24 protein-coding genes and 1 other annotated feature are annotated in these 21,780 nt (G+C 58.5%); of the genes, 16 read left to right on the top strand and 8 right to left on the bottom strand.

Going from position 1 to position 21,780, the window contains the following annotated elements; all coding sequences use genetic code 11:
• Position 1: 1 nt before the first annotated feature.
• Positions 2-286, bottom strand: a complete 285-nt coding sequence (locus NW860_RS00450) for a hypothetical protein (RefSeq protein WP_414396454.1) — start codon at positions 284-286, stop codon at positions 2-4.
• Positions 287-497: 211 nt separating this feature from the next.
• Between NW860_RS00450 and NW860_RS00445 the strand changes: the two genes are divergently transcribed.
• Positions 498-1,025, top strand: a complete 528-nt coding sequence (locus tag NW860_RS00445; RefSeq protein WP_414396456.1) for a TM2 domain-containing protein — start codon at positions 498-500, stop codon at positions 1,023-1,025.
• Between the two features lie 7 nt (positions 1,026-1,032).
• On the opposite strand, the gene NW860_RS00440 is transcribed toward NW860_RS00445, so the two are convergent.
• Genes NW860_RS00440 through mfd form a run of 3 tightly spaced genes read right to left on the bottom strand, consistent with a single transcriptional unit; the run spans position 1,033 to position 6,234 of the window.
• Positions 1,033-1,815, bottom strand: coding sequence for an ABC transporter permease (locus tag NW860_RS00440; RefSeq protein WP_414511893.1), 783 nt, complete (start codon positions 1,813-1,815; stop codon positions 1,033-1,035).
• Entirely contained in the window at positions 1,812-2,747 is a 936-nt protein-coding gene (locus tag NW860_RS00435) for an ABC transporter ATP-binding protein (RefSeq protein WP_414511892.1), read from the bottom strand. The genes NW860_RS00440 and NW860_RS00435 overlap by 4 nt, the downstream gene beginning before the upstream one ends.
• Positions 2,748-2,757: 10 nt before the next feature.
• Complete coding sequence (gene mfd, locus NW860_RS00430; protein WP_414511891.1) at positions 2,758-6,234, bottom strand: transcription-repair coupling factor; 3,477 nt, start codon at positions 6,232-6,234, stop codon at positions 2,758-2,760.
• 324 nt (positions 6,235-6,558) lie between these two features.
• Between mfd and NW860_RS00425 the strand changes: the two genes are divergently transcribed.
• Together NW860_RS00425 and cydB are read left to right on the top strand one after the other, a co-directional pair.
• Positions 6,559-7,992: a cytochrome ubiquinol oxidase subunit I gene (locus tag NW860_RS00425; RefSeq protein ID WP_414511890.1), complete on the top strand. Its 1,434-nt coding sequence runs from the start codon at positions 6,559-6,561 to the stop codon at positions 7,990-7,992.
• Between the two features lie 80 nt (positions 7,993-8,072).
• A complete protein-coding gene (gene cydB, locus NW860_RS00420; protein ID WP_414405875.1) occupies positions 8,073-9,122 on the top strand; it encodes a cytochrome d ubiquinol oxidase subunit II in 1,050 nt (349 codons plus the stop codon).
• 79 nt (positions 9,123-9,201) lie between these two features.
• On the opposite strand, the gene NW860_RS00415 is transcribed toward cydB, so the two are convergent.
• The 3 genes from NW860_RS00415 to NW860_RS00405 form a co-directional block, all read right to left on the bottom strand.
• Entirely contained in the window at positions 9,202-10,788 is a 1,587-nt protein-coding gene (locus NW860_RS00415) for a mechanosensitive ion channel (RefSeq protein WP_414511889.1), read from the bottom strand.
• A 232-nt stretch (positions 10,789-11,020) separates the two neighbouring features.
• Complete coding sequence (gene rimI, locus NW860_RS00410) at positions 11,021-11,518, bottom strand: ribosomal protein S18-alanine N-acetyltransferase (RefSeq protein ID WP_414423217.1); 498 nt, start codon at positions 11,516-11,518, stop codon at positions 11,021-11,023.
• A 149-nt stretch (positions 11,519-11,667) separates the two neighbouring features.
• Positions 11,668-12,807 (bottom strand): 5-(carboxyamino)imidazole ribonucleotide synthase, encoded by a 1,140-nt coding sequence (locus NW860_RS00405; protein ID WP_414511898.1) that lies wholly within the window; start codon positions 12,805-12,807, stop codon positions 11,668-11,670.
• A 91-nt stretch (positions 12,808-12,898) separates the two neighbouring features.
• Here NW860_RS00405 and NW860_RS00400 point away from each other — a divergent pair, with 91 nt between their 5' ends.
• From NW860_RS00400 to NW860_RS00340, 13 genes are all read left to right on the top strand, one after another.
• Entirely contained in the window at positions 12,899-13,084 is a 186-nt protein-coding gene (locus NW860_RS00400; protein WP_414396475.1) for a hypothetical protein, read from the top strand.
• 119 nt (positions 13,085-13,203) lie between these two features.
• On the top strand, positions 13,204-13,608 hold the full coding sequence (locus tag NW860_RS00395; protein WP_414405873.1) for a hypothetical protein: 405 nt from the start codon (positions 13,204-13,206) through the stop codon (positions 13,606-13,608).
• 11 nt (positions 13,609-13,619) lie between these two features.
• Entirely contained in the window at positions 13,620-14,408 is a 789-nt protein-coding gene (gene trmD / locus NW860_RS00390) for a tRNA (guanosine(37)-N1)-methyltransferase TrmD (protein ID WP_414511888.1), read from the top strand.
• Complete coding sequence (locus tag NW860_RS00385) at positions 14,368-14,718, top strand: hypothetical protein (RefSeq protein WP_414511887.1); 351 nt, start codon at positions 14,368-14,370, stop codon at positions 14,716-14,718. Before trmD ends, NW860_RS00385 begins: the two co-directional genes overlap by 41 nt.
• Before the next feature lie 104 nt (positions 14,719-14,822).
• Entirely contained in the window at positions 14,823-15,095 is a 273-nt protein-coding gene (gene secE, locus NW860_RS00380; RefSeq protein WP_414396486.1) for a preprotein translocase subunit SecE, read from the top strand.
• A 32-nt stretch (positions 15,096-15,127) separates the two neighbouring features.
• Positions 15,128-15,799, top strand: coding sequence for a transcription termination/antitermination protein NusG (nusG, locus tag NW860_RS00375; protein WP_414405870.1), 672 nt, complete (start codon positions 15,128-15,130; stop codon positions 15,797-15,799).
• A gap of 9 nt (positions 15,800-15,808) precedes the next feature.
• Positions 15,809-16,234 carry a 50S ribosomal protein L11 gene (rplK, locus tag NW860_RS00370; protein ID WP_414396490.1) on the top strand — a complete coding sequence of 142 codons (426 nt, stop codon included), beginning with the start codon at positions 15,809-15,811 and terminating at the stop codon, positions 16,232-16,234.
• Positions 16,235-16,304: 70 nt separating this feature from the next.
• Positions 16,305-17,015 (top strand): 50S ribosomal protein L1, encoded by a 711-nt coding sequence (gene rplA, locus NW860_RS00365; protein WP_414396491.1) that lies wholly within the window; start codon positions 16,305-16,307, stop codon positions 17,013-17,015.
• A gap of 70 nt (positions 17,016-17,085) precedes the next feature.
• Positions 17,086-17,230, top strand: a sequence feature (ribosomal protein L10 leader region).
• 35 nt (positions 17,231-17,265) lie between these two features.
• Complete coding sequence (gene rplJ, locus NW860_RS00360) at positions 17,266-17,829, top strand: 50S ribosomal protein L10 (protein WP_414511886.1); 564 nt, start codon at positions 17,266-17,268, stop codon at positions 17,827-17,829.
• 71 nt (positions 17,830-17,900) lie between these two features.
• On the top strand, positions 17,901-18,314 hold the full coding sequence (gene rplL, locus NW860_RS00355; protein WP_414511885.1) for a 50S ribosomal protein L7/L12: 414 nt from the start codon (positions 17,901-17,903) through the stop codon (positions 18,312-18,314).
• Between the two features lie 228 nt (positions 18,315-18,542).
• The gene (yidC, locus tag NW860_RS00350; RefSeq protein WP_414511884.1) at positions 18,543-19,709 is read left to right on the top strand and encodes a membrane protein insertase YidC; all 1,167 of its coding nucleotides are present in this window, start codon (positions 18,543-18,545) and stop codon (positions 19,707-19,709) included.
• 76 nt (positions 19,710-19,785) lie between these two features.
• Positions 19,786-20,421, top strand: coding sequence for a protein jag (locus tag NW860_RS00345; RefSeq protein WP_414411804.1), 636 nt, complete (start codon positions 19,786-19,788; stop codon positions 20,419-20,421).
• A gap of 37 nt (positions 20,422-20,458) precedes the next feature.
• The gene (locus tag NW860_RS00340) at positions 20,459-20,953 is read left to right on the top strand and encodes a YceD family protein (RefSeq protein WP_414511883.1); all 495 of its coding nucleotides are present in this window, start codon (positions 20,459-20,461) and stop codon (positions 20,951-20,953) included.
• Here NW860_RS00340 and NW860_RS00335 read toward each other — a convergent pair.
• Positions 20,950-21,729: a photosystem II S4 domain protein gene (locus NW860_RS00335; RefSeq protein WP_414511882.1), complete on the bottom strand. Its 780-nt coding sequence runs from the start codon at positions 21,727-21,729 to the stop codon at positions 20,950-20,952. The two genes, NW860_RS00340 and NW860_RS00335, sit on opposite strands and share 4 nt — an antisense overlap.
• Positions 21,730-21,780 lie beyond the last annotated feature (51 nt).

Genomic DNA, 21,780 nt, shown 5'->3' with positions numbered 1-21,780 from the left:
CCTACCCTAAAACCCAGAGCACAAAGACGACACCTAGAGTAACGGCGGCAAAGAGGGTGTAGCTAATCCGGCGCAGCGGCTGCAGTTGCATAGCATGCAGCTCCTTGAGCCAACTCAACCCCAGGGACTCCACGAAGCGATCCAGCACCGCCTGCATGGGGTAGGCGTAAACGGATCCCTGCTCTTTGAAGTTCACCAGCACAACTAGCAGCGTGGCGTAGCCCCAGAGGAGACCCCAGAGCGCAGCACTTAACCCAATTAAGATGGGCTCAAGCATTGCAAGCATTACACTTCTTTATTTGTGGGGGTGTACCTGCTGCTTGTGTTAAGGGGACGGAGTTTTTTGGAGTGAGGGAATTGATCCCCCTTGAGGCTACCTTCCTCAGGCAGCAGCCTAGAGAGGAGCTCCCGACGGCTCCTAAGGGTCGGCTTTGCTAGCTCTCTTCTGCCCCTTTAAACTGGGAGTACCTGCTCAAAGCTACCCTGTGTCAATCCTCATGAGTTCTCGCTACCTGCTACCCCCCGCTGAGTCCAAATCTGTCGGCACCGCCTATCTTCTCTGGGCATTGGGCATCTTCGGCATCTGTGGTGTCCATCGCCTTTACCTGGGCAAGATGGGCACAGGCATTCTCTGGCTTTTCACCTTTGGCCTGTTGGGAATTGGCCAGTTGATTGACCTGTTTTTGATCCCGGGCATGGTGGACAACTACAACCTTAAGCTAGCCGTCCTGCAGGGATCCCGGCCTTCCTCGTCTCCGGCAAAAACTGTCTCAGCACCCCCGCAGCCCCTCAAAGGTCAGGCTTTGATGCGGGAAATCCTACGGCTAGCCCAGCGTCGCCAGGGGATCCTCACCCTCTCGGAGATTGCCATCGAACTGCCTGCCGACTTTGACGAGATTGAAAAGGCGCTGCGAGAGCTGAGCCGACGGGGCATCGCCTCCCCCGAGAACAACCTAGCCACCGGCGCAGTGGAGTACCACTTCCCTCACCTGTTGCGCTCCCCTGGCGAACCCCGCTCCCTTTGACCACGCCCTACTGGGATCCCAGGAGGCCGCGCTGTTTGGCCAGCCGCATCGCCCGGCGAAAGGCTAGCAACCCCAGGCTAAAGTAGAAAATGCCGCTGGCCAGAGCTACAAGCAGCCGCAGGGGATCCAGACCTGCATCCCGCACCATCACGTCTCGCAGCAGGCCGGCCCCTGCCGTCATGGGCAGCATCTGTCCCAGCCACTTCAGGGATCCCGACCACTCCTCCGTGGGGGTAGCCAGGAGAAAGAGGAGGCCAAACTGGCTCAGGATTAGCAGTTGTTGAATGCGCTTCCAGATTAAGGCGGCGGATCCCAGTAAAAACGAGAAGCCATAGGCCCCCAGCACCACGCTCAAAAGCGGCAGCACCAAGCTGGGGGGAAAGCGCAGCCGGCTGCCCGTGAGCAACAAAATGATCCCCAAAATGACGACAACGATGGCAAGGCGCAACACCAAGCTGGCACAAGCCCGGGCCAAAAAAAGCGTGGCTGCGGAAAACGGCGAGAGCAACACCTGCTCTAGCGTCCCCGTTTGGGCTTCCACCTGCAGGTTGAGAGCAATGTCGTTCACCACAAAAATGACCAGCGTCCAGAGCACATAGCCAATCACCACCGCATCCAGCCGTTCGCCAAACTGGGAGGCTGGCCCTGCCACATACTGAGCGCCGGCAAAAAGGGCATAGAAGAAAAAGGTGGTGATGAGGATCCCGCCCAGGGCTTCTGCCGGATAGCGGATGTACTGGGTCCAGGTGCGCTTTAGCTCCGCCCAAAACAGGTACAGCAGTGGCCTCATCCCTGCTTCTTTTCCCTTTTCAGCAGCTTGAGAAAAATGTGGGTGAGATCGGCTTCCTCTCGCTTGACGCTGAGCAGGGGCAAGGGCTTGAGGATCTCTAGCACTTGATACAAAGCCTCCGAGAAGCCCCTAAACCGCAACTGATGAGAGCTGAGAATCTCCACCCCTTGCTGGGCTAGGCGTTCCGCCCGGCTGGGATCCAGCTCCTGTTCCAACTCAATCCGATAAGTACCGGCTGCGCCAGCAAACTGCCGGATCAACTCCTGCGTGGGGGCCTGGACGAGAATCGTTCCTCGCTCGATTACAGCCACTTGATCCGAGAGCGCCTCAGCTACGTCCAGTTGGTGGGTGGTGAGGAGAATGGCCCGACCCGAAGCAGCAATTTGGCGGATGAGGGATTTCACCGCTTGCGCCGCCTCCACGTCCAACCCCAAGGTGGGCTCATCCAACAACAGCAGAGCCGGCTGGTGCAGGAGGGCAACGGCAATGGCCACCTTCTGCTGCATGCCGCGGGAAAGGGTTTGCACAGCAACCTCCCCTTTCTCCCCTAGGCCCAAGGTCTCCAACAGCTCTAGCCCCCGTTGCCGAGCAGTTTTAGGGGACAGCCCCCGCAGCACGCCAAAGTACTCCAAGTTTTGCAAGGGGGTCAGCCGCCAGTAGAGGTTGCGGTTGCCTTCCAGCACCGCCCCCACCTGGGCCAGCGCTCCAGGCTCAGTGTGGGGATCCCGCCCTAGGATGCGCACGCTGCCGGCATCAGGCCGGATCAGACCAGCGATGATCTTGATGGTGGTGGTCTTGCCTGCCCCGTTGGGCCCCAGAAAAGCCAGGATCTCCCCTGCTGCTAGCGTTAGGGAGACATCCACCACCGCCTGCACTTGCTTGCCTCCCTGCCGGTAGGTCTTCTGGAGGTGATACACTTCGAGAACCTTCATGAGACAGGGTCTAGGGAGGCGTTGGGAGCCCGGCTTCCGTCTGGGTCAAGGCCAGGCTCATCTTGTCTAGCCACTGCAAAAGGTTTTCCAGTTGCTGCGCTGGCGCCAGCATTCCCAGCCCCCGCACCGTAACCTTGCCCGGCTGGTAAACAAAGCGAGACTGCACATGAGCTGGCAGGGCTTCCTTAAGACGGTTCCAGGCCGGCTCCTCCATGGAGGTTTCCAAAATAACATGCTCTTTGGCGGGCCTGATGCGGGAAAAGCCCAGGGTGCGGGCCAAAATCTTCAGCTCCATCACCCGCAGCAGTTCCTGGGCAGGCTTGGGCAGGGGGCCAAAGCGGTCTTGCCATTCCTGCGCTATTTGGGAAAGCTCCAGGCGCGATCCGGCAGCCGCCACTTGGCGATAAGCCTGCATTTTCTGCTCCTCGTCAGGGATATAGCTCTGGGGAATCATAGCCGTAACGTTGAGGTCGATCTGGGTGTCCTCCACCTGCGGGATCTTCTGGCCACGAATTTCTTGGATGACCTCCTGCAGCATTTCTAGATAGAGATCAAGGCCCACCGCATTGACTTGTCCCGATTGCTCCGTTCCCAGCAAATTGCCAATGCCGCGAATTTCCATATCCCGCAGAGCCAACTGGTAGCCAGAGCCCAGTTGGGTAAATTCTTGAATGGCCTGTAGGCGTTTGCGGGCCTCCTCGGTGAGGATCCCATCCTCTCGGTAGAACAGCCAAGCATGGGCTTGGATCCCAGCCCGGCCCACCCGCCCTCGCAATTGGTAGAGCTGGGCCAACCCAAACTCCTGGGCATTTTCGATCAAAATGGTGTTGACACGAGGAATGTCCAAGCCGGATTCAATAATGGTGGTGCAGACCAGGATATCGATTTCGCCATTGTTAAAAGCCAGCATGGTCGCTTCCAGCTCCCCTTCCGGCATCTGCCCATGAGCAATGGCAATGCGAGTGCCGGGCACCCATTCCCGCAATTTGGCAGTGGTTTCTTCGATCCTTTCAATGCGGTTGACGACGTAAAAGACTTGCCCGCCGCGATCTAACTCCTGGCGGATGGCTGTGCGAATGACCTCAGGGTTGTAGGGAGAAAGGTGAGTTTTAATCGGGCGCCGCGACGGAGGCGGAGTTTGGATCAAGCTCATTTCCCTCAACCCTGACAGGGCCATATACAGCGTGCGGGGAATAGGGGTAGCCGTAAGGGTGAGCACATCCACCTGGGTTTTGAGGAGCTTAATCTTCTCTTTTTGGTTGACGCCAAAGCGATGCTCCTCGTCAATCACCAAGAGGCCCAAATCGCGAAATTGCACGTCTTTGCCCAAAAGTTGGTGGGTGCCTACAATTACGTCCAGCTCGCCGCTTTTAAGCCGGGCCAGGATCTCTTTTTTCTCCTCGGGAGTGCGGAAGCGGTTGAGCAACCCCACTTGAATGGGGTAGGGGGCAAAGCGCTCTTTGAGAGTGTGGTAGTGCTGCTGGGTGAGAATAGTGGTTGGCGCTAGAAGAGCTACCTGCTTGCCGGCGGTTACGGCCTTAAAGATGGCGCGGATGGCCACCTCCGTTTTGCCAAAGCCCACATCGCCACACAGCAGTCTATCCATGGGGCGAGGGGACTCCATATCCCGCTTGATCTCCTGGACAGCGCGAATTTGGTCCGGCGTCAGGGGGTAGGGAAAAGACTCCTCAAACTCCTGCTGCCAAGGGGAATCCGGGGGAAAGGCGTAGCCCTCCTGTTCAGCCCGTTTGGCGTAGAGCTGCAGGAGATCAAAGGCCACTTTTTTCAGACTCTTTTTGACTTTTTGTTTGGTCTTTTCCCAGGTGCTGCCGGACATTTTGTGCAGGGCAGGTGGCCCATCGCTGCTAGCCCGGTAGCGCGAGAGGGAGTTGACTTGGTCGGCAGCCACCCGCAGCAGGCCGTCGCTGTATTGAATAACGAGGTACTCCCGGGTTTCGCCGCCGATGGTGAGGCTTTCCAAGCGCAGGAACTGGCCAATGCCATGGGCCCTGTGAACGACAAAATCCCCCGGCTTGAGCAGGTTGGGATCCACCTGGCGAGAGCTGGCCTGGCGGCGCTTGCGCACATAGGTGGGAGTGGCGAGGCTGTGCTGGCCGAAAAACTCCCGGTCGGTGAGCACTACCCACCCCAGCGTGGGCAGCAGGAACCCCTCCAGCTCAGCCAAGCCGGAGTACTTCAGGGCCACCGGCGTGTAGGACTGGAGCTGGCGTTCAATGGCTGGAAAATCTTTGGGGTTGGGCACGTACTGGGCCGGGCAGTCGTGTTCTTGCAGCAAGGCCACCGTGCGGGAGGGCTGGGCGGAGAGGATCCACACCCGCAACTGCTGCTTGCGGTACTCGCGCAGGGTTTTGGCCAGGGATCCAAACTGGTGGGGAGCGGCAGGGACAGGCCGGCTTTTGAGGTCAAGGGCCGCTTCAACCTCGCCGGCAGGGGCAAAAGCCCGGGCCAACAGGCGGGGGAAGGGATCCCAGTCGGGAGCCGCAAGATCAAAGGGACGGTGGAAGGGCACTAGAGCTGGCTCAGCAGCTTGGGCCAACTGCCACTGCTCCTGGGCGTGGTCTAGCCACTGCCGGCTGTGGGCCTGGCACTGCTCTGGCTCGTCGATCAGGATCAAGGTATTGGGATCCAAATAGCTCAGCAGGCTGGCCGGCGGATCGTAAAGTAGGCCAAGAAAGCGGCGCAAGCCCTCTGGGGGAGGGGACGACTGCTCCAACTGCTGCCGCAGACCCTGGGAAAGCTGATCGGCTTTTTCCTGCAGAGCCGGCCAGAGGATAGGCCCGTAGCCGGTGGGAGTTAGCCAGACATGGGGGATCCCGTCTTGAGAGCGCTGGCTCACCGGGTCAAACTCCCGCAGCCGCTCCAGTTCATTGCCAAACCACTCCAGGCGCACCGGCCATTCGCAGGCCACCGGAAAAACGTCGAGAATATCGCCCCTCTGGCTCCACTGTCCCTCGCTTTCCACCAGGCTTACCCGCTGATAACCTAGACGACTCAACTGCTGCCCCAACTGCTGCGGCGACAGCTCCGCGCCGGGCTCCAGCTTGAGGCAGAAAGACTGAAACACCTCTGGTGGGGGAAGGTGGGGTTGTAAGGCCCGCTCCGTAGCCACAATGGCCATGCCCTTTCTGCCCTGGAGACAGTCGGCCAGCACCTGAAATTGTCCCCACACCAACTCCGGCTCCAGGTCAAACAGCTCATAGGGGGAAGCCTCGGAGGTGGGATAAAGCTGCACGCTCTCCCAGCCCATGCCCTCCAGTTGGGCCGTCCAGCGGCCTGCCTCTTCCAGCGTGGCGGTAACCACCAATAGGGATCTCCCTTCCTGCTGGGCCAAAGCCGAGGCGATCAACCCCTTGGCAATCCGCCCCCCTCCCTGCAAAGCAGCCCGTCGCTGGGATCTCAGCCGGACGGCCAACTCTTGCACCAAGCCCGATTGGGCAAGAAAGTGCACCAGTGGGATAAACGACATCTTTCCACCGCAAACTGCAAACTCAAGCCGGGATCCCAATTCTGGCATTTGTAGCCGCTGGGAACCTCAACGAGCCCTTTCCGGAGTGGGAAAGTTAGTTGGCTACCAGCCTTGAGGCTGCCAGGCCGATGCTCCAGGGCTGAGATTTTTTGTATCCCATGTTACAGGAAAAAGCTGGCACTCCCAGGATTCTAAAGTTAACCTTTAGACTCGGACAGCCTGCGCGTTGTCTTGCCCAAGATGTAACCCTAGGAGCAGCGGAAAATAGATCTCCTAAAGTTGTAAAGCTGTACTCATTACAACCCTCCAAGCTTAGGGACAATTATGTTTCTAGACACCGTCACCCTTTCCCGGCTACAGTTTGCCCTCACGGCCATGTTTCATATGCTATGGCCGGTTTTAACAACAGGAATGTCCATCTATCTTGTTGTAATTGAGGGACTTTGGCTGAAAACTCGCAATCTAGATTACTATCGCCACGCTCGCTTCTGGTCAAAGATCTATGTGTTAAACTTTGGCCTTGGCGTGGCCTCGGGGTTGCCGATGGCCTTTCAGTTTGGCATGAACTGGGCCCCTTTTTCTGAGGCGGTGGGCGACTTCTTTGGAACCATCCTAGGATTTGAGGGCACGATGGCCTTTATGCTGGAGGCCAGCTTCCTAGGGATCATGCTGTTTGGCTGGGAGCGGGTGCCGCCAGTAATTCACTGGATCTCGACAATCTTAGTGGCCTTCGGTGCCAACCTCTCCACCTTTTGGATCCTGACGGCCAACTCCTGGCTGCAGACGCCGGCAGGGGGGGTATTTGTCGATGGGAAGTTCGTGGTACGTGACTACCTGCAGGCCATTTTCAATCCCTTCATGGTCAATAGCTTTCTGCACATGTTTTTTGCCACTTTGGAAACCTCTTTGTTTGTCATCGGTGGCATCAGCGCCTGGTACATTCTCAAGCGGCGGCACAGTGAGTTTTTTTCCCGCTCCCTCAAAGTGGTCCTGGTGATGGCGCTGGTGGTGGCCCCTCTGCAGGTGTTTATTGGCCACTTGAGCGCGGAGCAAGTGTATCGCTATCAACCGGCCAAGCTGGCGGCTATGGAGGCCCAGTGGGAGACGCTCCCCGCCGGCGAGAGGGCGGATTGGAGCCTGTTTGCCTTGCCCAATGAGCGTGAGGAGCGCAACGAGTGGGAGGTGAAGATCCCCGGCGCACTGGGCTACCTGCTCGAGTTCAAGCCCAGGCTGGATCGACCGGTGCAGGGCCTGAAAGCTTGGGATCCCCAAAATCGCCCTCACATGATTGGCCTCATCTACTACTCCTTTAGGACGATGGTGGCCATTGGCTTCTTTATGGCCGGGCTCGTGGGGGCTACCTTGATCCAGTGGTTGAGGGGCAAACTGTCGGCAGAGGCCCTTCCTCAGCAAAAGTGGCTGATGTGGGCTTGGGTCTTTGCCGGCCCCTTGGGCTACATTGCCGTCGAGGCTGGTTGGATTGTCCGCTGTGTTGGCCGGCAGCCCTGGATTGTGTACGGGCAACTGCGCACCGCAGAAGCGGCTTCACCGCTGCCCCCCGGAGAGGTGCTGTTTTCTCTAGTCGGCCTAACTGCTTTGTACACCGTGTTTTTCGTGGCCGCTCTTTACTTCGGCAGCCGCATCATCCGCAAAGGGCCTAACCTGGAGCTGGCTGCCCCCGTTCCAGCAACCCAGCCGGTGATCGTGATCGAGCCTGCTCGCCACGAGCCGGATCGCCGTCCGGCGGAAGCTCGGTAGCGCCGCTGCCCAGGCGACATCGCAGTTGGAACTGTCTCGAACTGGCCTGGCTAGAAATACCTAAAGCGGAGGGAAGGACCATGGAATCTTTCGAGCCTTTACAGCAGTTTCTGCCTCAAGTCTGGTTTTTTATCCTCGGTCTATTCCTCTTTCTCTATGTTCTGCTCGATGGATTTGACCTGGGGGTTGGCATCCTTTCCCTGACGGCTTCCAGCGAGACGCGCCGCAGCATTCTCATGACCAGCTTGGGCAATGTTTGGGATGCCAACGAGACGTGGCTGGTACTCATGGGGGGATCCCTATTTGGAGCCTTTCCCCTCGCCTACGCCACCATCCTCAATGCCCTCTACATTCCGCTGGTGATCATGGTGGTGGGCCTGATCTTGCGGGCTGTCTCTTTCGAGTTTCGGGAGAACGCCAACAACAAGCTGGTCTGGAACCTCGCCTTTGGGGTGGGTAGCTTTTTGGCGGCGCTGGGCCAGGGGTTTGCCCTGGGCAGCGTCTTCGAAGGGATCCGGGTGGACGAAGCCGGCCACTTTGCCGGCAGCCCCTGGGACTGGCTGACCTGGCGCACGGTGTTGGTGGCTCTTACCCTGATCCAGGGGTATGTTTTGATCGGCTCTGCTTACTTGATTGTGAAAACCACGGGGGAAATCCAGAAAACCTATTACAGGACGGCCACCATCGCCACGTGGACAACTTTGCTGGGGGCAGTGTTTATTACCATCAGCACCCCCATTATGTCGGAGCAGGCGCGCTCCCAGCTTTTCTCGCCGCCTCTTTTCTATGTCTTTGCTGCAATCCCCCTTTTGGGGCTTTTGTTGGTGGCTCTGTTGCTGCGCAGCTTGCGCCGCCGAGAAGAAAATAGCCCTTTGGTTTACACCTTCCTCATTTTTGCCCTTTCTTTTATCGGCTTGGGGTTCATGATTTTCCCCAACATCATTCCTCCCAGCGTCACCATCTACGAGGCGGCAGCCTCTCCCAGTTCGCTGGTGTTTATGCTCACCTTTATTGGCTTTTTGATCCCAGTGATCTTGTCCTACAACATCTACAACTATGTTGTGTTCCGGGGCAAGATTGTAGTGCAAGAAACAGCGGCAGAGGAGGCCAAAGTTCCAGAGCCAGTTTAGGTTGGCCCAGAGTCGAAGGAATAACCCCGCCCATATGCCAGGCGGGGCAATTTTATTAGAGGCTCACCCAGCGAGGCTCTCACTCCCGCTTGAGCCACTGCCGGATCTGCTCGGCAGCCACATCGCGACCTCCCAAGCCAAAAGCCAAAGCCACAGCCACGGCAATGGCGCCCAGCACCAGGCCAAAGGCCAGCACCACAATATCGGTGGCTACGCCCATCTGCTGCAAGGCCATGGCGCCAACCAGAACCAAAATGGCTACCCGCGCCGCCTGCGCCAGCACTCCTGAGGAGGGGTTGCCGAGACTCTTAACCATGGAATGGGCCAAATTGGATAGGTAAAGACCGATCCCAAACACTAAGGCGCCGATGAGCACCCGCCCGGAAATGACCAACAGGCCCTCCACGATGTCGGTCAAAGCAGCAAACTGCAGCAGCTCCACGGCTGGCACTGCCCCGAGCAAGACCACGCCCACCCAGACCACCAAGCCAGCAATCTCCGAGGGAGTGCGCCGCTTCACCAAGGTTGAGGGATCCCCTTCGGCGGCGGGAGCTTCAGGAGCAGGGGCCGAGGGCAAACCAAGGCCGGCAGCCAAGCGGTCGAAACCGATTGCCTGCAGCAACTGGGTCACCAAGCCAGCCAAAAACTGCCCCAGCCAGTAGAACACGGCCAGGATGAGAGCAGATCCTGCAATCCGGGGAATGGCCCGCAACACCTGCTCCAGCATCGCCACCGCTGGATCGGAGATGGCCCGGATTTCCAGGGCCTTGAGGGCGGCAATCACTGCCGGGATCAACACCAAGACGTAGGCCACTGTGCCCACCGTTTGGGCCAGCTGGGGAATGCCAAAGCGTGCCCCCAAGCGGTTAGCTCCCGCTGCCTCCAACAAATTGGAAACGATCCCACGCACGATGCGAGCTAGAAACCAGCCCCCCACACCGATGATGAGCGCTCCCAAAATGCGGGGTACCATCGACAGGATTTGATCCAGCAGGTTTTGCACTGGCTGCAGCGGCCCCCGCAGGTTCAGCGTGTCCAGGATGAGCGGTAGAAAGAACAAGAAGATCAACCAGTAGAGGGCGTCGCCCAGAGCTTCATTCAAGAGAAAGGGAGCGACCTCAGCGCCTCCCTCCGGCTTGGCAGCAGTTCCTTCCGCAGCCGCCTCCGGTTGGAGGGGTTGAGCCAGCCGCTCATCCAAGTTAAAGCGCCGCAGCCCTTGGATAACTGCCAGCCGGGCAACGGTGGCTACCGCCCAGCCCACCCCTAGCAGCACCAGCGCCCCGCCCAGCCGCGGCAGATAGGCGAAAATCTCTCCCAAAAACTTGTTGAGCGGATCGGAGACAGCCTGAAGCTGGAGAGCATTCAGCACCGCTACCAACACAAAAGCGAGGATAATCCAGTAAACAGCAGCAGCTACCCAGCGCTCAGTTTGCGGCGGCCTCTCGCCGGGCCTCTGGCCCATAATCCAGGTGGCCAAGCGGTTACCAAGCTGCGTCCGTTTGAGCAGCCCCCGAACGCCGAAAGCCACCACCGTAGCTACGATCCAACCCAGAACTAGAATGACAATCGCCGCCAGTAGATTGGGCATGAAATCAATGACTCTAGCCCGAAGATTGACAACAAAAGAGACGGCTTCATTGCGAAGGTCGTTTGCAGGGGTTTCCATGATTACCCTCACAGCATGAGATGTTCAAAAGAGTAGGTTAGCCTGAAGCCCTTCTTTGGGCAAGCTGGCCTGGGAGAAAGCCTCAAGCGTCAAGCAGAAACGCTGAGTCTTGCAACAAAGCTTTACATCCATTCTCAGGATGCCGATGGCTAACCAAAGCTCCAGGGCAAAAGTTCAAGGTTCAGGTGTATAGAGGAAAACTTTTGCTTTAGAACCCTTTGCTTCTCCTCACTTAAATTGGTTTTTTCCAATACACCAGCCCATCCTCTCCGTTGTAATAGCCCTTGCGGCGTCCCAGCAATTGAAACCCTGCCGATTCATAGAGGCGGATGGCGGCCTGGTTAGAAGCCCTCACCTCCAACGTGGCCCAGCGACAGCCTGCTGCCCTGGCTTGGCTCAACAGCTCCTCCAGGATCCTTCGACCCAAACCACGCCGCCGATGGGCAGGATCCACCGCCAACGAGATGATGTGGGCCTCTTCTTCGATGCGCCAGAGGATGCCAAAGCCCACCAGCGTCCCTGGCGAGGAAAGCAGGGATCCGCAAGCGCCTTCAGGTTCTGCCACAGCCCCAATCACCAGGCTGGTGGGTCGTTCCAGCTCGGCCCGGTAGCCCTGTTCTCCCCAGTGCCCGCCATAACAGCGGCGATCCAGCTCTAGCAACTGGGGCAGGGCGGCAATGTCAAGCACCTGCAGCCGGTAGCCCATGGAGCTTAGTCTCGCCCTTTGCAGAACTCAGCCAGCCACAACTGCCCAAAGAGCTGGATCTTGCAGTCGATCCCTCTCAACACCGCGGAGCGCTCCTGGGGGTCAAGATACTGGGCTACCGCTGCATGGCCGCCTCAGGGCTTGGAGGGCTGGAGAAAAGGTGGGCGCTTGGCTCATGACTGCGGATACCAGAGGGATTCGAGGGTGTGGACAAGGGCCGCTGCCTGCTGCGGCGAAGGGGCAGTTGGCAAACAGACGGTAACATGGCCCAGCTTGCGCCCGGGGCGGGCGGGGGTCTTGTGGTACCAATGCACGGTGGCATTGGGGATCTCCGCCAGGCGCTGCCGCTTCTCGGCATAGTCGCTGGTGGAGTGCTCGTAGCCCAAGAGGTTGACCATCACCGCCCCCCCACACTTGAGGGAGGGATCCCCCAAGGGAAGGCCAAGGATGGCCCGCAGATGTTGCTCAAATTGCGAGGTGTAGCAGGCTTCCAGGGTGTAGTGGCCGGAGTTGTGAACCCGCGGCGAGATCTCGTTGATCCAGATCCCAGCCTTGGGATGAGGCGGCGGCACCCAGAACAACTCGATGCCGAACACCCCTACCGCTTCTAGCTTTTCCATCACCTTAACTGCCAAGTCCCGGATCTCGGCCTCGACCGTTGGGGGGATGCGGGCAGGCACGAGGACGTGGCGACAGATTTGGTTAACCTGAACAGTCTCCACGACGGGGTAGACCCGGATCTCCCCCGTCAGCCCCCGCGCCACCATCACCGCCAGCTCCCGCTCAAAGGGGATCCACTCTTCCACAAGCAGCGGGATCCCGCTGTACTCGGCAAGGGTCTGTTGCCAAGCCGCGCGGTCGGGCAAGATGCGGGTGCCCTGGCCGTCGTAGCCCTGCCGCCGCCGCTTGAGCACCAAGGGAAAGCTCAGGCTAGATAGATCTGCCGTCTCTGCCGGCCAAAAAGACGGCACCGGCAACCCCAGCTCTGCTAGAAACTGCCGCTGGCGCAACTTGTCTAGCAATGGCTCCAGGGTGCTAAGGCGAGGGCAAAAGCGGGATTCTTCCGGATCCAGCCTTTTTAGCTCCGGCAGCAGGATGAACTCGTTTTCAAAAGTTACCACCGGGCAGCGCTGCAATAGCTGGGCTGTAGCCTGGGTGTCGGTTACAGCGCCCCAAACTACCCCATCGGCCACCGCCACTGCCGGATCGGTGGGGGCAGCCGCCTGCACAATCAGCGGAATCCCCAGGGAGCGGGCCGCCAAAGCCAACATCTGCGCCAACTGCCCCCCGCCGATTACCCCTACGGGCTGCATCTGGGTTTGGGACTTCACTTCTATACTGAGAGGAGAAGCACCGTCTAGTCTACCGCCCTTGGCCCCTACCTCTAGGGCAAGGAGAAGCACTGTGGAGTCATCCAAGCTAAAAGAACTCATCGACCGGGCTTTGCAGGACAAGATCCTCACCCGCGCCGAGCAACAAGAAATCCTCCAGGCAGTTACCGCCGATTCCCAGGTCTCACCGGAAGAACACGAACTGCTGGACATGATTGTGGAGCGCCTCAACAGCGGCGAGATTCGCGCCGTGGATTGATTCCTTTTCTAGTCTTGCCCAAAAGTAAGTGGCAGCTTGGAAGCAAGCAGTTGTCAGCGCAGCTCCAAAGGGCTGGGATAGACTGGAGATCCCCTGGCTCTATCTAGCATGCTGCCGCCATGAGTTCTCGCTCCTCAGACTGGTTTACGCGGGCACGTCACTTCTTTTACGGCACAGCCACTGCCCTGGTGGAGCTCCTGGAGGATCCCCAGAAGCGCGCCGAAAGTTTCGGCCGTCTTTCTGGCGACTGGGCGGCGCTGGCTGCAGAGCTGGAGCAAAAAGGAGAGCAGATTGAGCAAGAGGCTGTTCGCTACCTTAAAAGCCTCCGCCATGAAGCCACCAAGGCTCCTGGCCCAGCCGTAGAGAGCCAAACACCGGCCCCCCAGAGCGGCTCCCCAACCGCCACCATCTCCAAAGAAGAAATGGGCGAACTGATGGAGCTGATCCACCAGATTGAGTCCTTGCGCCTGGAGCTAGAGCGGTTGCGCACGGAACCCTGCTCGGATGCTGGCCTTTCTGCTTGATCCCAACGCCCGTGCGGTTTGACGTTGTTACCCTTTTCCCAGAGTTTTTTGAATCGCCCTTGCGCATTGGCTTAGTGGGCAAAGCCCTGCGGCAAGGGATTGCCGAGGTTCATCTCACCAACCCGCGCGACTTTGCCGCCGATAAGCACCGCCGGGTCGACGATGAGCCCTATGGGGGCGGGGTAGGCATGGTGCTCAAGCCAGAGCCCTTTTTTGCTGCTGTCGCCTCCCTGCCTTGCCTGGATCCCCGCGAGATCATCTTGCTCACGCCCCAGGGACAACCCCTAAACCAAGCCCTGCTGCGGGAGCTGGCCCAAAAGGCCCAGCTCATCCTGCTCTGCGGCCAGTACGAAGGTTTTGACGAGCGGATCTGCCAGTATCTAGCCACTCGCGAGGTGTCGCTAGGGGATTTTGTGTTAACAGGGGGGGAGATCCCGGCACTGGCCTTGATCTACGGCGTGATCCGTCTCTTGCCTGGCACGGTTGGTAAGGTAGACTCTTTGAAGAAGGAGAGCTTTGAGGAGGGTCTGCTCGACTATCCTCAGTACACCCGCCCAGCCGAGTTTCTGGGGTACAAGGTGCCCCAGGTGCTCCTTTCAGGTAACCACGAGGCCATTGCCCGATGGCGTCTGCAGCAGCAGTTAGTACGCACCTGGCAACGACGGCCGGATCTGCTGGCCAAACGTCCCCTCACCCCCGAAGAACAACAGTTGTTGGCTGAAGGCCTGGCCGAGCAGAACACCGAGGTGGAGAAACAAGATGAGAGTGAACTGTCTCAACTCCCTTCTCAGCCTTGCTGACCATGGGGCTAGGATTCTGGGGCTGCTGCTGGTAGGGATCCTGACCAGTTCTGGGCTTGCTCTAGCCCAAACTGGAAGTGGCAACGAGGCCATTTATCGCGACGGCAGAACCCCGCTGTTCAACGGCTCCAGCCTTGATATGAGCGATCTCTTCCGGGCTGCTGAACTCCTTTCCCGGCAGAGAGCTATCTCCCGCTGGGACAGCCGGGCAGCCATCGATGCCGCAGTGGAGCAGTTTAACCAATCCCGCCGTCGCCCCTTGCTGTTTTCGCCGGGAGCAGGGAGATCCAAAACCTCTCTTGCTCGCTAACTTAGCTCCCCTCCTCAACCTAACCTGTGTTAGGATCGCAAGGCTATTCTTGTGGGCGCTAAGCAATAGCGCCAGGTTTTCGGGATCCCCTAGGAGATACTGCCGTGGTTAAGAGTACCCCCTCCAGCAAAACCGATAGGGAGCAGCACCTGGATCCCGCTAGGCGGGGTCACTCCAAGGACAGTTCCACCGAGTCCAAGGGGATCTCGGGCTTCCTCCAAGAGACGCGGGCCGAACTGGCCAAAATTGCCTGGCCAAGCCGTCGACAATTGGTTAGCGAATCCATTGGCGTTTTGCTAATAGTGCTGGCCTTCGCCTCATTTATTTACCTGGTTGACCAGCTGTTTGGCTGGGTAGCCACTCAACTGTTCTCGTAGCTTTAGGCAGGGGAGGGGAGAGGAGGTGAAGTATGAGCCCAGGGTTAGAGCAGCGGCGGAGACGCCGCAGAGACTACGTTGAGCCCCTAGAAGCTGCGGAAACAGAAACGACTGCGGAAGAAGGGGAAGGTCAAAGCCAGCGCAACTTGCGCTGGTACGCCGTTCAGGTAGCTGCTGGCTGCGAAAACAAGGTTAAAAGCACTCTCCTGCAGCGGGCAGCAGCCCTGGATGTGGCCGATCAAATCGTCGAAGTGGTGATCCCAAAGCGGGTGGGCTTCAAGCTGGATCGATCCGGCAAGCGCCAGGAGCAAGAGGAAAAGATTTTCCCCGGCTATGTGCTGGTGCGCATGGATCTCAACGACGACACCTGGCGGGTGGTGAAAACCACTCCCAATGTCATCAACTTCGTTGGCACGGAACAGAGACGGCCCTATGGTCGCGGTCGGGGGCATGTGACACCGCGGCCCCTCAGTCCCAGCGAAGTTCAGCGCATCTTCAGCACCGCTGAGGTGGAGGCGGTGCCCCTCAAGATTAACCTGGCCCCTGGGGATCGCATTGAGGTGCTGTCTGGCCCCTTCCAGGGGTTCTACGGCGAGGTGGTGGATGTCAGCCCAGAACGGGGCAAGCTCAAGGCTTTGATCTCAATTTTTGGGCGGGATACTCCAGTAGAATTAGAGCTTGGTCAAGTGCGAAAAGAGGTGTAACTGCGTCGCATGGCTAAGAAACTGGTGGCAGTAGTCAAGCTGGCCATCCAGGCGGGCAAAGCCACCCCCGCCCCCCCCATTGGCCCCGCCTTGGGTCAGCACGGGGTCAACATCATGGCCTTTTGCAAGGAGTACAATGCCAGAACGGCGGATCAGGCGGGCATGGTGGTGCCGGTCGAGATCTCCATCTACGACGATCGCAGCTTCACCTTTGTCCTTAAGACGCCGCCAGCCTCGGTGCTGATCAAGAAAGCCCTTGGCATTGAGTCAGGCTCCAGCGAGCCCCACAAAGTCAAGGTGGGATCCCTGACCCGCGCCCAACTCCGCCAGATTGCCGAGCAGAAGCTGCCAGATTTGAATACCAACGATGTGGAGGCGGCGATGAGAATCATTGCCGGCACTGCCCGGAGCATGGGAGTAACGATAGTTGACTAGGGCTCCGCTAGCCCAGCTTGTTTGTCGTTTTGGGGGAGAGAAGTTCTCGCCAGAACCCCGAGGAGAAGTTATGGCTCGAAAACTGTCCAAACGCATGCAGGCTTTGCGGGAGAAGATCAAGCCCATCCCCTATCCCCCCGCTGAAGCCATTGCCCTCATGAAGGAGACAGCCACTGCTAAATTTGACGAGGCGGCTGAGGTTCACATTCGCCTGGGGATCGATCCCAAATATGCTGACCAGCAGCTGCGCTCTACGGTGGTTTTGCCGCGCGGCACCGGGCAAGAAATTCGAGTAGCGGTAATTGCCCGCGGCGAAAAGGTGGTGGAAGCCCAGAATGCTGGGGCTGACCGAGTGGGGTTTGAGGATCTCATCGAGGAAATTAGCAAGGGCGTGATCGATTTCGACCTGCTGATTGCCACTCCCGATGTGATGCCCCAGGTGGCCAAGCTGGGGCGCCTGTTGGGGCCGCGCGGCCTGATGCCTTCTCCTAAGGGGGGAACAGTTACCATGGATCTGGCCCAGGCCATTAAGGAGTTCAAGGCTGGCAAGCTGGAGTACCGGGCGGACAAAACTGGCATTGTCCATTTAATCTTCGGCAAGTGTCAGTTTCCGGTTGAGGCGCTGCTGGAAAACCTAAAGGCGGTGCAGGAGTCGATTGACCGCAACCGTCCCCCTGGGGCAAAGGGCAAGTACTGGCGAACTATGCATATTTGTGCTACGATGGGCCCCTCTATTGAAGTTGACGTTAATGCCCTGCGGGAGTTAAAGTTGGTTGCCTAGGTCTGGCGTAATAAGGTAAGTTGACTAGGGCAAATTTTGGCCAGGGAGGGAGCCAAACGGGAAACCTTTCCACAGTTGAAATAGAGAGCCGAAGACAGCAGGCGCCAAGTGGCTTAATCTCCTGCCGAGGCTTGGGTAGAGTGGAAAAAATTCCCGAAGCTTATGCTTGCCCAAATGCGTCTCGGCGGAGGCTGGGGCGCATTCCTTTTGCAGTGGCAACCACATTACAGACAATCGAGGAGGTGAGCGCGTGGGCAAGCAATCCTTAGCAAAGAAAGCAAAGGTAGTCGATGAGGTTCGATCCCTGTTGCAAGCTAGCCAAATGGTGCTGGTCATCGACTACAAAGGTCTAACCGTTGCTGAGATGAACCAGCTGCGGGCGGAGCTGCGCAAAGCAGACGCCGTTTGTATGGTGGTTAAAAATACCCTGATGCGGCGGGCCGTTGCTGACCTTAAGGCTTGGGCAGGGATCCTGCCTTTCTTGTCCGGGCCAACGGCTTTTATCCTGATCCGGGGCAATATCGCGGCGGCCCTGAAGGCGTATCAAGACTTTGCCCGGCAAACCAAGAAGACTGAGTTTCGCGGTGCTGCCGCTGAGGGGCTGTCTCTGACCTTGGATCAGGCCAAGGCCATTGCTGACCTGCCGCCTAAGGAGGTGCTCCTGGCCCAAGTGGCAGGCAGCCTTAAGCTAGTAGCCACCCGACTGGCGGTTGGGCTCAATGCTGTGCCTAGCCAGGTGGCCCGCGGTATCCACGAGATCCCGGCCTCACTGGCGCGGGCTGTGCGAGCCATTGCCGACAAGGAGGCGGCCTGAAGGTAGCCGCTTCGATGGGCCAACGGCTCAATTGCACCCTGCTACTTCTTGTTACCTAAGGAGACACAACCATGGCTTCAGAGCGTGTTCAAGGCATCCTGGAAGAGCTGAAGACCTTGACTTTGTTGGAAGCTGCCGAGCTGGTGAAAGCCATTGAAGAGACCTTTGGCGTCAGTGCAGCTGCACCGGTAGGCGGCATGGTCATGGCTGCTCCCGTGGCGGCAGCAGCGGCACCGGCACCAGCAGCGCCGGCTGAGCCGGTAGAGGAGCAAACGGCTTTTGATGTCATTCTCGAGGCTGTTCCTGCCGACAAGAAGATTGCCGTTCTTAAGGTGGTGCGCGAGCTAACCGGCTTAGGCCTAAAGGATGCCAAGGATCTCGTGGAAGCTGCTCCCAAAGCAGTTAAGGAGGGAGTCTCCAAGGAGGAGGCCAACGAGATCAAGAAAAAGCTGGAAGAGGCCGGCGCCACGGTTAAGATCAAGTAGTCGGAGGTGGGGAAGAGGCGTTTTTTCCCTGCTCTCTGCCGAAGCTGCAAAAGAGGGGAGGGGCGGTTTGCCCCTCTTTTTTGCTGGTTTCTACCCCTCAAAACGGGTTGCCGGGGGGCTCGCGGGGGCTGCAACTTCGACCAGCGCTCATCGCCGGATGGGGAAAGAGCCCTCGTCAGGAGGTCGGAAACCATTACAATGGGTTACGGACGTTTGCCACCACCCCCCATGGACTTCGGAGTCGGATTTCTCTCCAACAATGTCATGCTGCCGATCCTGGATTTTTTCTACGGGATCGTGCCCAGCTATGGTCTGGCCATCATCTTTCTGACATTGGTGATCCGCTTTGCCCTCTACCCCCTCAATGCCGGGTCTATCCGCAACATGCGGCGCATGAAAGTCATTAGCCCGGTGATGCAGCGGCGGATGCGAGAGATCCAGGAGAGGTACCGCGACGACCCGCAAAAGCTGCGCGAGGCCCAGGCCAAACTCTACAGCGAACTAGGGGTTAACCCGCTTGGGGGGTGCCTGCCGCTGCTTATTCAAATGCCAGTGCTGTTTGCGCTCTTTGCCACGCTGCGGGGATCCCCGTTTGCGGCGGTAACCTACGACGTCAACCTGCAGATCTTGCCAGCAGAGGTGGCGGCTGAGGTGGTACCCACTCCCTACGTCAGCCCCAGCAAGAACATCTTCGTCGCCGACTCAGTCCACAAGCCGGTGGTGCTGGTGGTGCCTAAGGGTACCAAGGTTGCCGTAGGGGAGCAGGTGCAGTGGATGCTGCAAGGGCCAGGGGGCAAACCCTTCGAGCAACTGGTAACAGAAGCGGGGGGAGACCCCAAGCTGTTGCAGCCAACTTGGAAGATCGTCAAGGGAGAGGATCGGGTCCAGCTCCAGCCCGATGGCACCTTGCTGGCCCTGCAGCCGGGGGAGGTAGCGCTGCAGGTCTCGATTCCAGGCTTGGCCTCAGATACTGGCTTTCTGTTTATTGATAAGCTGGGCCGCGTTGGCGCTTTTGACCCCGATGGAACCGTCCACTGGGATATCATCGCCATGGTCGCCCTCTTTGGCCTTTCCATCTACCTCAACCAGGCCCTGACCAATACCGGCCAGGAGGATCCCAGCCAGAGCTCGATGGCCCGCATTACCCCGGTGCTGTTTTCGGCGATGTTTCTATTTTTCCCCTTGCCGGCTGGGGTTTTGCTCTATATCCTCGTCTCCAGCATTTTCCAGACGCTGCAGACCTTCTTGCTCTCGCGAGAGCCTTTGCCAGAGAGCCTGCAGCAGTTGGTGGAAGAGGAACGTCGCCGTGCTGCCCAGGTCAGTAAGGAGGTAGACCGAGCAGTAAAACCCAAAGCCGCTGGGGGAGCTCGGGAATCTTTGCCCTTTGAGCCCTAAGCAGTCCTCTGGCCGCTGGGTGGGTGGGCTTGCAGTTAACTGGTTGATAGTCTTTCAGCAGTTGGAAGCTGTTGGGATGAGCCACCCTGAGTCTTCTACAGGTTCCCCAAGGGGAGCCGCCGCTAAGAAATCCCACCCGCAGTTTGAAGAGACCGCTGCTCCTTTCCAAGCTAAGCTTTCTCCCGCCGAGCAGCGAGAACGGGCTAGAGAGTGGTTGCAGCAGGTGCTATCGGCCATGGGGATACCGGCAGCAGTGCGGGTAGTGGGCGAGGTGATTGAAATTGAGGCCAGTTCTCTCACGCCTGCGCAAAAGCAAGTCCTGCTTTCTAAAGTGCCCCCAGGGCCCGTCCCCAAGGAGACTAAAGTTGACGAAGAGCGTACCCCAGTAGTGCTGGATGCTTTGCAATATCTGGCCAACACCCTTCTCAACCTCAACCAGCCAGAAGACCAGCAACAACCCTATATCTTGGACTTAGACGGCTATCGAGAGCGCCGCTTGCAGGAGTTGAAGGCTTTGGTGGCTACGGCGGTGGAGAAAGTAAGAGCAAGTGGTCGGGAGTACGAGTTTCCCGAGCACCTTTCGGCTGCCGACCGGCGGCAAATCCACACGCTCCTCAAAGACCCTGCCTATGCTGACCTAGAAACCTTCAGCCGAGGTAAAGAGCCGGATCGCCGCTTGGTCATCCGCCGGGCTCCGCGCCGGGGTAAGTGAGGGCGCAGCTAAGGGATCTCTCGAGGAAAATAGGGCTATGCTGAAGCCAATTCGTCTATCCGAGCTGCGGCAGCTGCCTGGCCCAACCCAGGAGCTACGGTTTCGGCAGTTTTTCGCTGGCTTTGAGAGCCTGACACCGGTGGAGGGATCCCTGCGGGTCAGCCACCGAGGACACTTTGTTGAGGTAAGGGCCCAGGCCCGCACCATCGTGACTCTCACGTGTCACCGCTGCTTGCAGCAGTTTAACCACCGGCTGGAGCTAGATGTTGAGGAGATCATTCTCATTCGCGAGCCCAACTCTGGCCCTCCACCCCTGGAGCTGGAACTGAAGGAGGAAGAGGATCTGCTGGAAAGCTTGCCCCCCAACGGTGAGCTGGATGTGGAGGACTTGATGCGCCAGTACCTGCATTTGGAGATGCCCACCCAGTTGCCCTGTCGCCCCGATTGCCCAGGTATTGTGGTGGAGTCGGCTGCGCCGGCAGGGGATCCCCGCTGGGCGCCCCTGGCAGCTCTTCTCAAAGAGATCTCCTAGAAATACCGCTTCATCTGGATCCGGAAGCGGCCTTTTTTCGTCTCAACCACCTCTTCAATTTGCAGCCGACCCCGGCCGCGGATAGCAATCCAATCCTGAGGGCTAAGGAGGTAGCTGGCTTGGGTAACTGGCTTCCAGTTGACTCGTACTTCTCCCCGCTGGATCTCTTCCACCATTTTGCTGCGGGAGATGCCGAATCCTGCGGAAGCCACTGCGTCCAAGCGCAAAGAGGCTTCCACACTGGTAATGGACTTTACCCGCGGCGGCTGCACCTTTAATTGGCTGAGAGGAATGGAGCTAACCTTGACTGGCACACTGCGCACTTGCTTCAGGTTGAGGCTGAGATAGTCCACCAGTTCAGGTACCACGATAGCCTGCGCACCTGCTTCTCCAACTGCGAGAATGTCTCCTACCTTTTCGCCGGCAACTCCTGTTGCCAAAAGGGCTTCTAAAAAGTCGCCGTGAGTAGCTGGGTCGAAGAGAAAGTTCCCCTGAATTTCAATAGCCGCTAGCGGGATCCCTGCTGCCTCCACACCAACCTCGGGGCGAGCCAGGGCCAGGCGCTGGCGCTCTGCCTGGGCATAGCCTCCCCAGGCCACCACCTGCAGTTCGGCTAGCTTGTTCAATCGGCTTTGGACGGCGGCAATCTCCGGCGGCGAGAGAAAATCGCTGTAGACCACCTGCCAGGTTTTCAGGGCCTGCTCTCCTAGGTCTAGGATGCGCGCCAAGGTTTCTCGATACTCCGCTCCTTTCAGTAGTTCGGCTCTGGGCAACATGGTGGGGCGCTTCAACCCTTGCGGTTCTGTTCCGCTTGCTACATGCTAAGC

The sequence above is a fragment of the Synechococcus sp. F70.1 genome (assembly GCF_047502745.1).
Taxonomy (GTDB): Bacteria; Cyanobacteriota; Cyanobacteriia; order Thermostichales; family Thermostichaceae; genus Thermostichus.
Note: the sequence above shows the minus strand (reverse complement) of the source record. Positions and strands in the feature narration are given on the sequence as shown.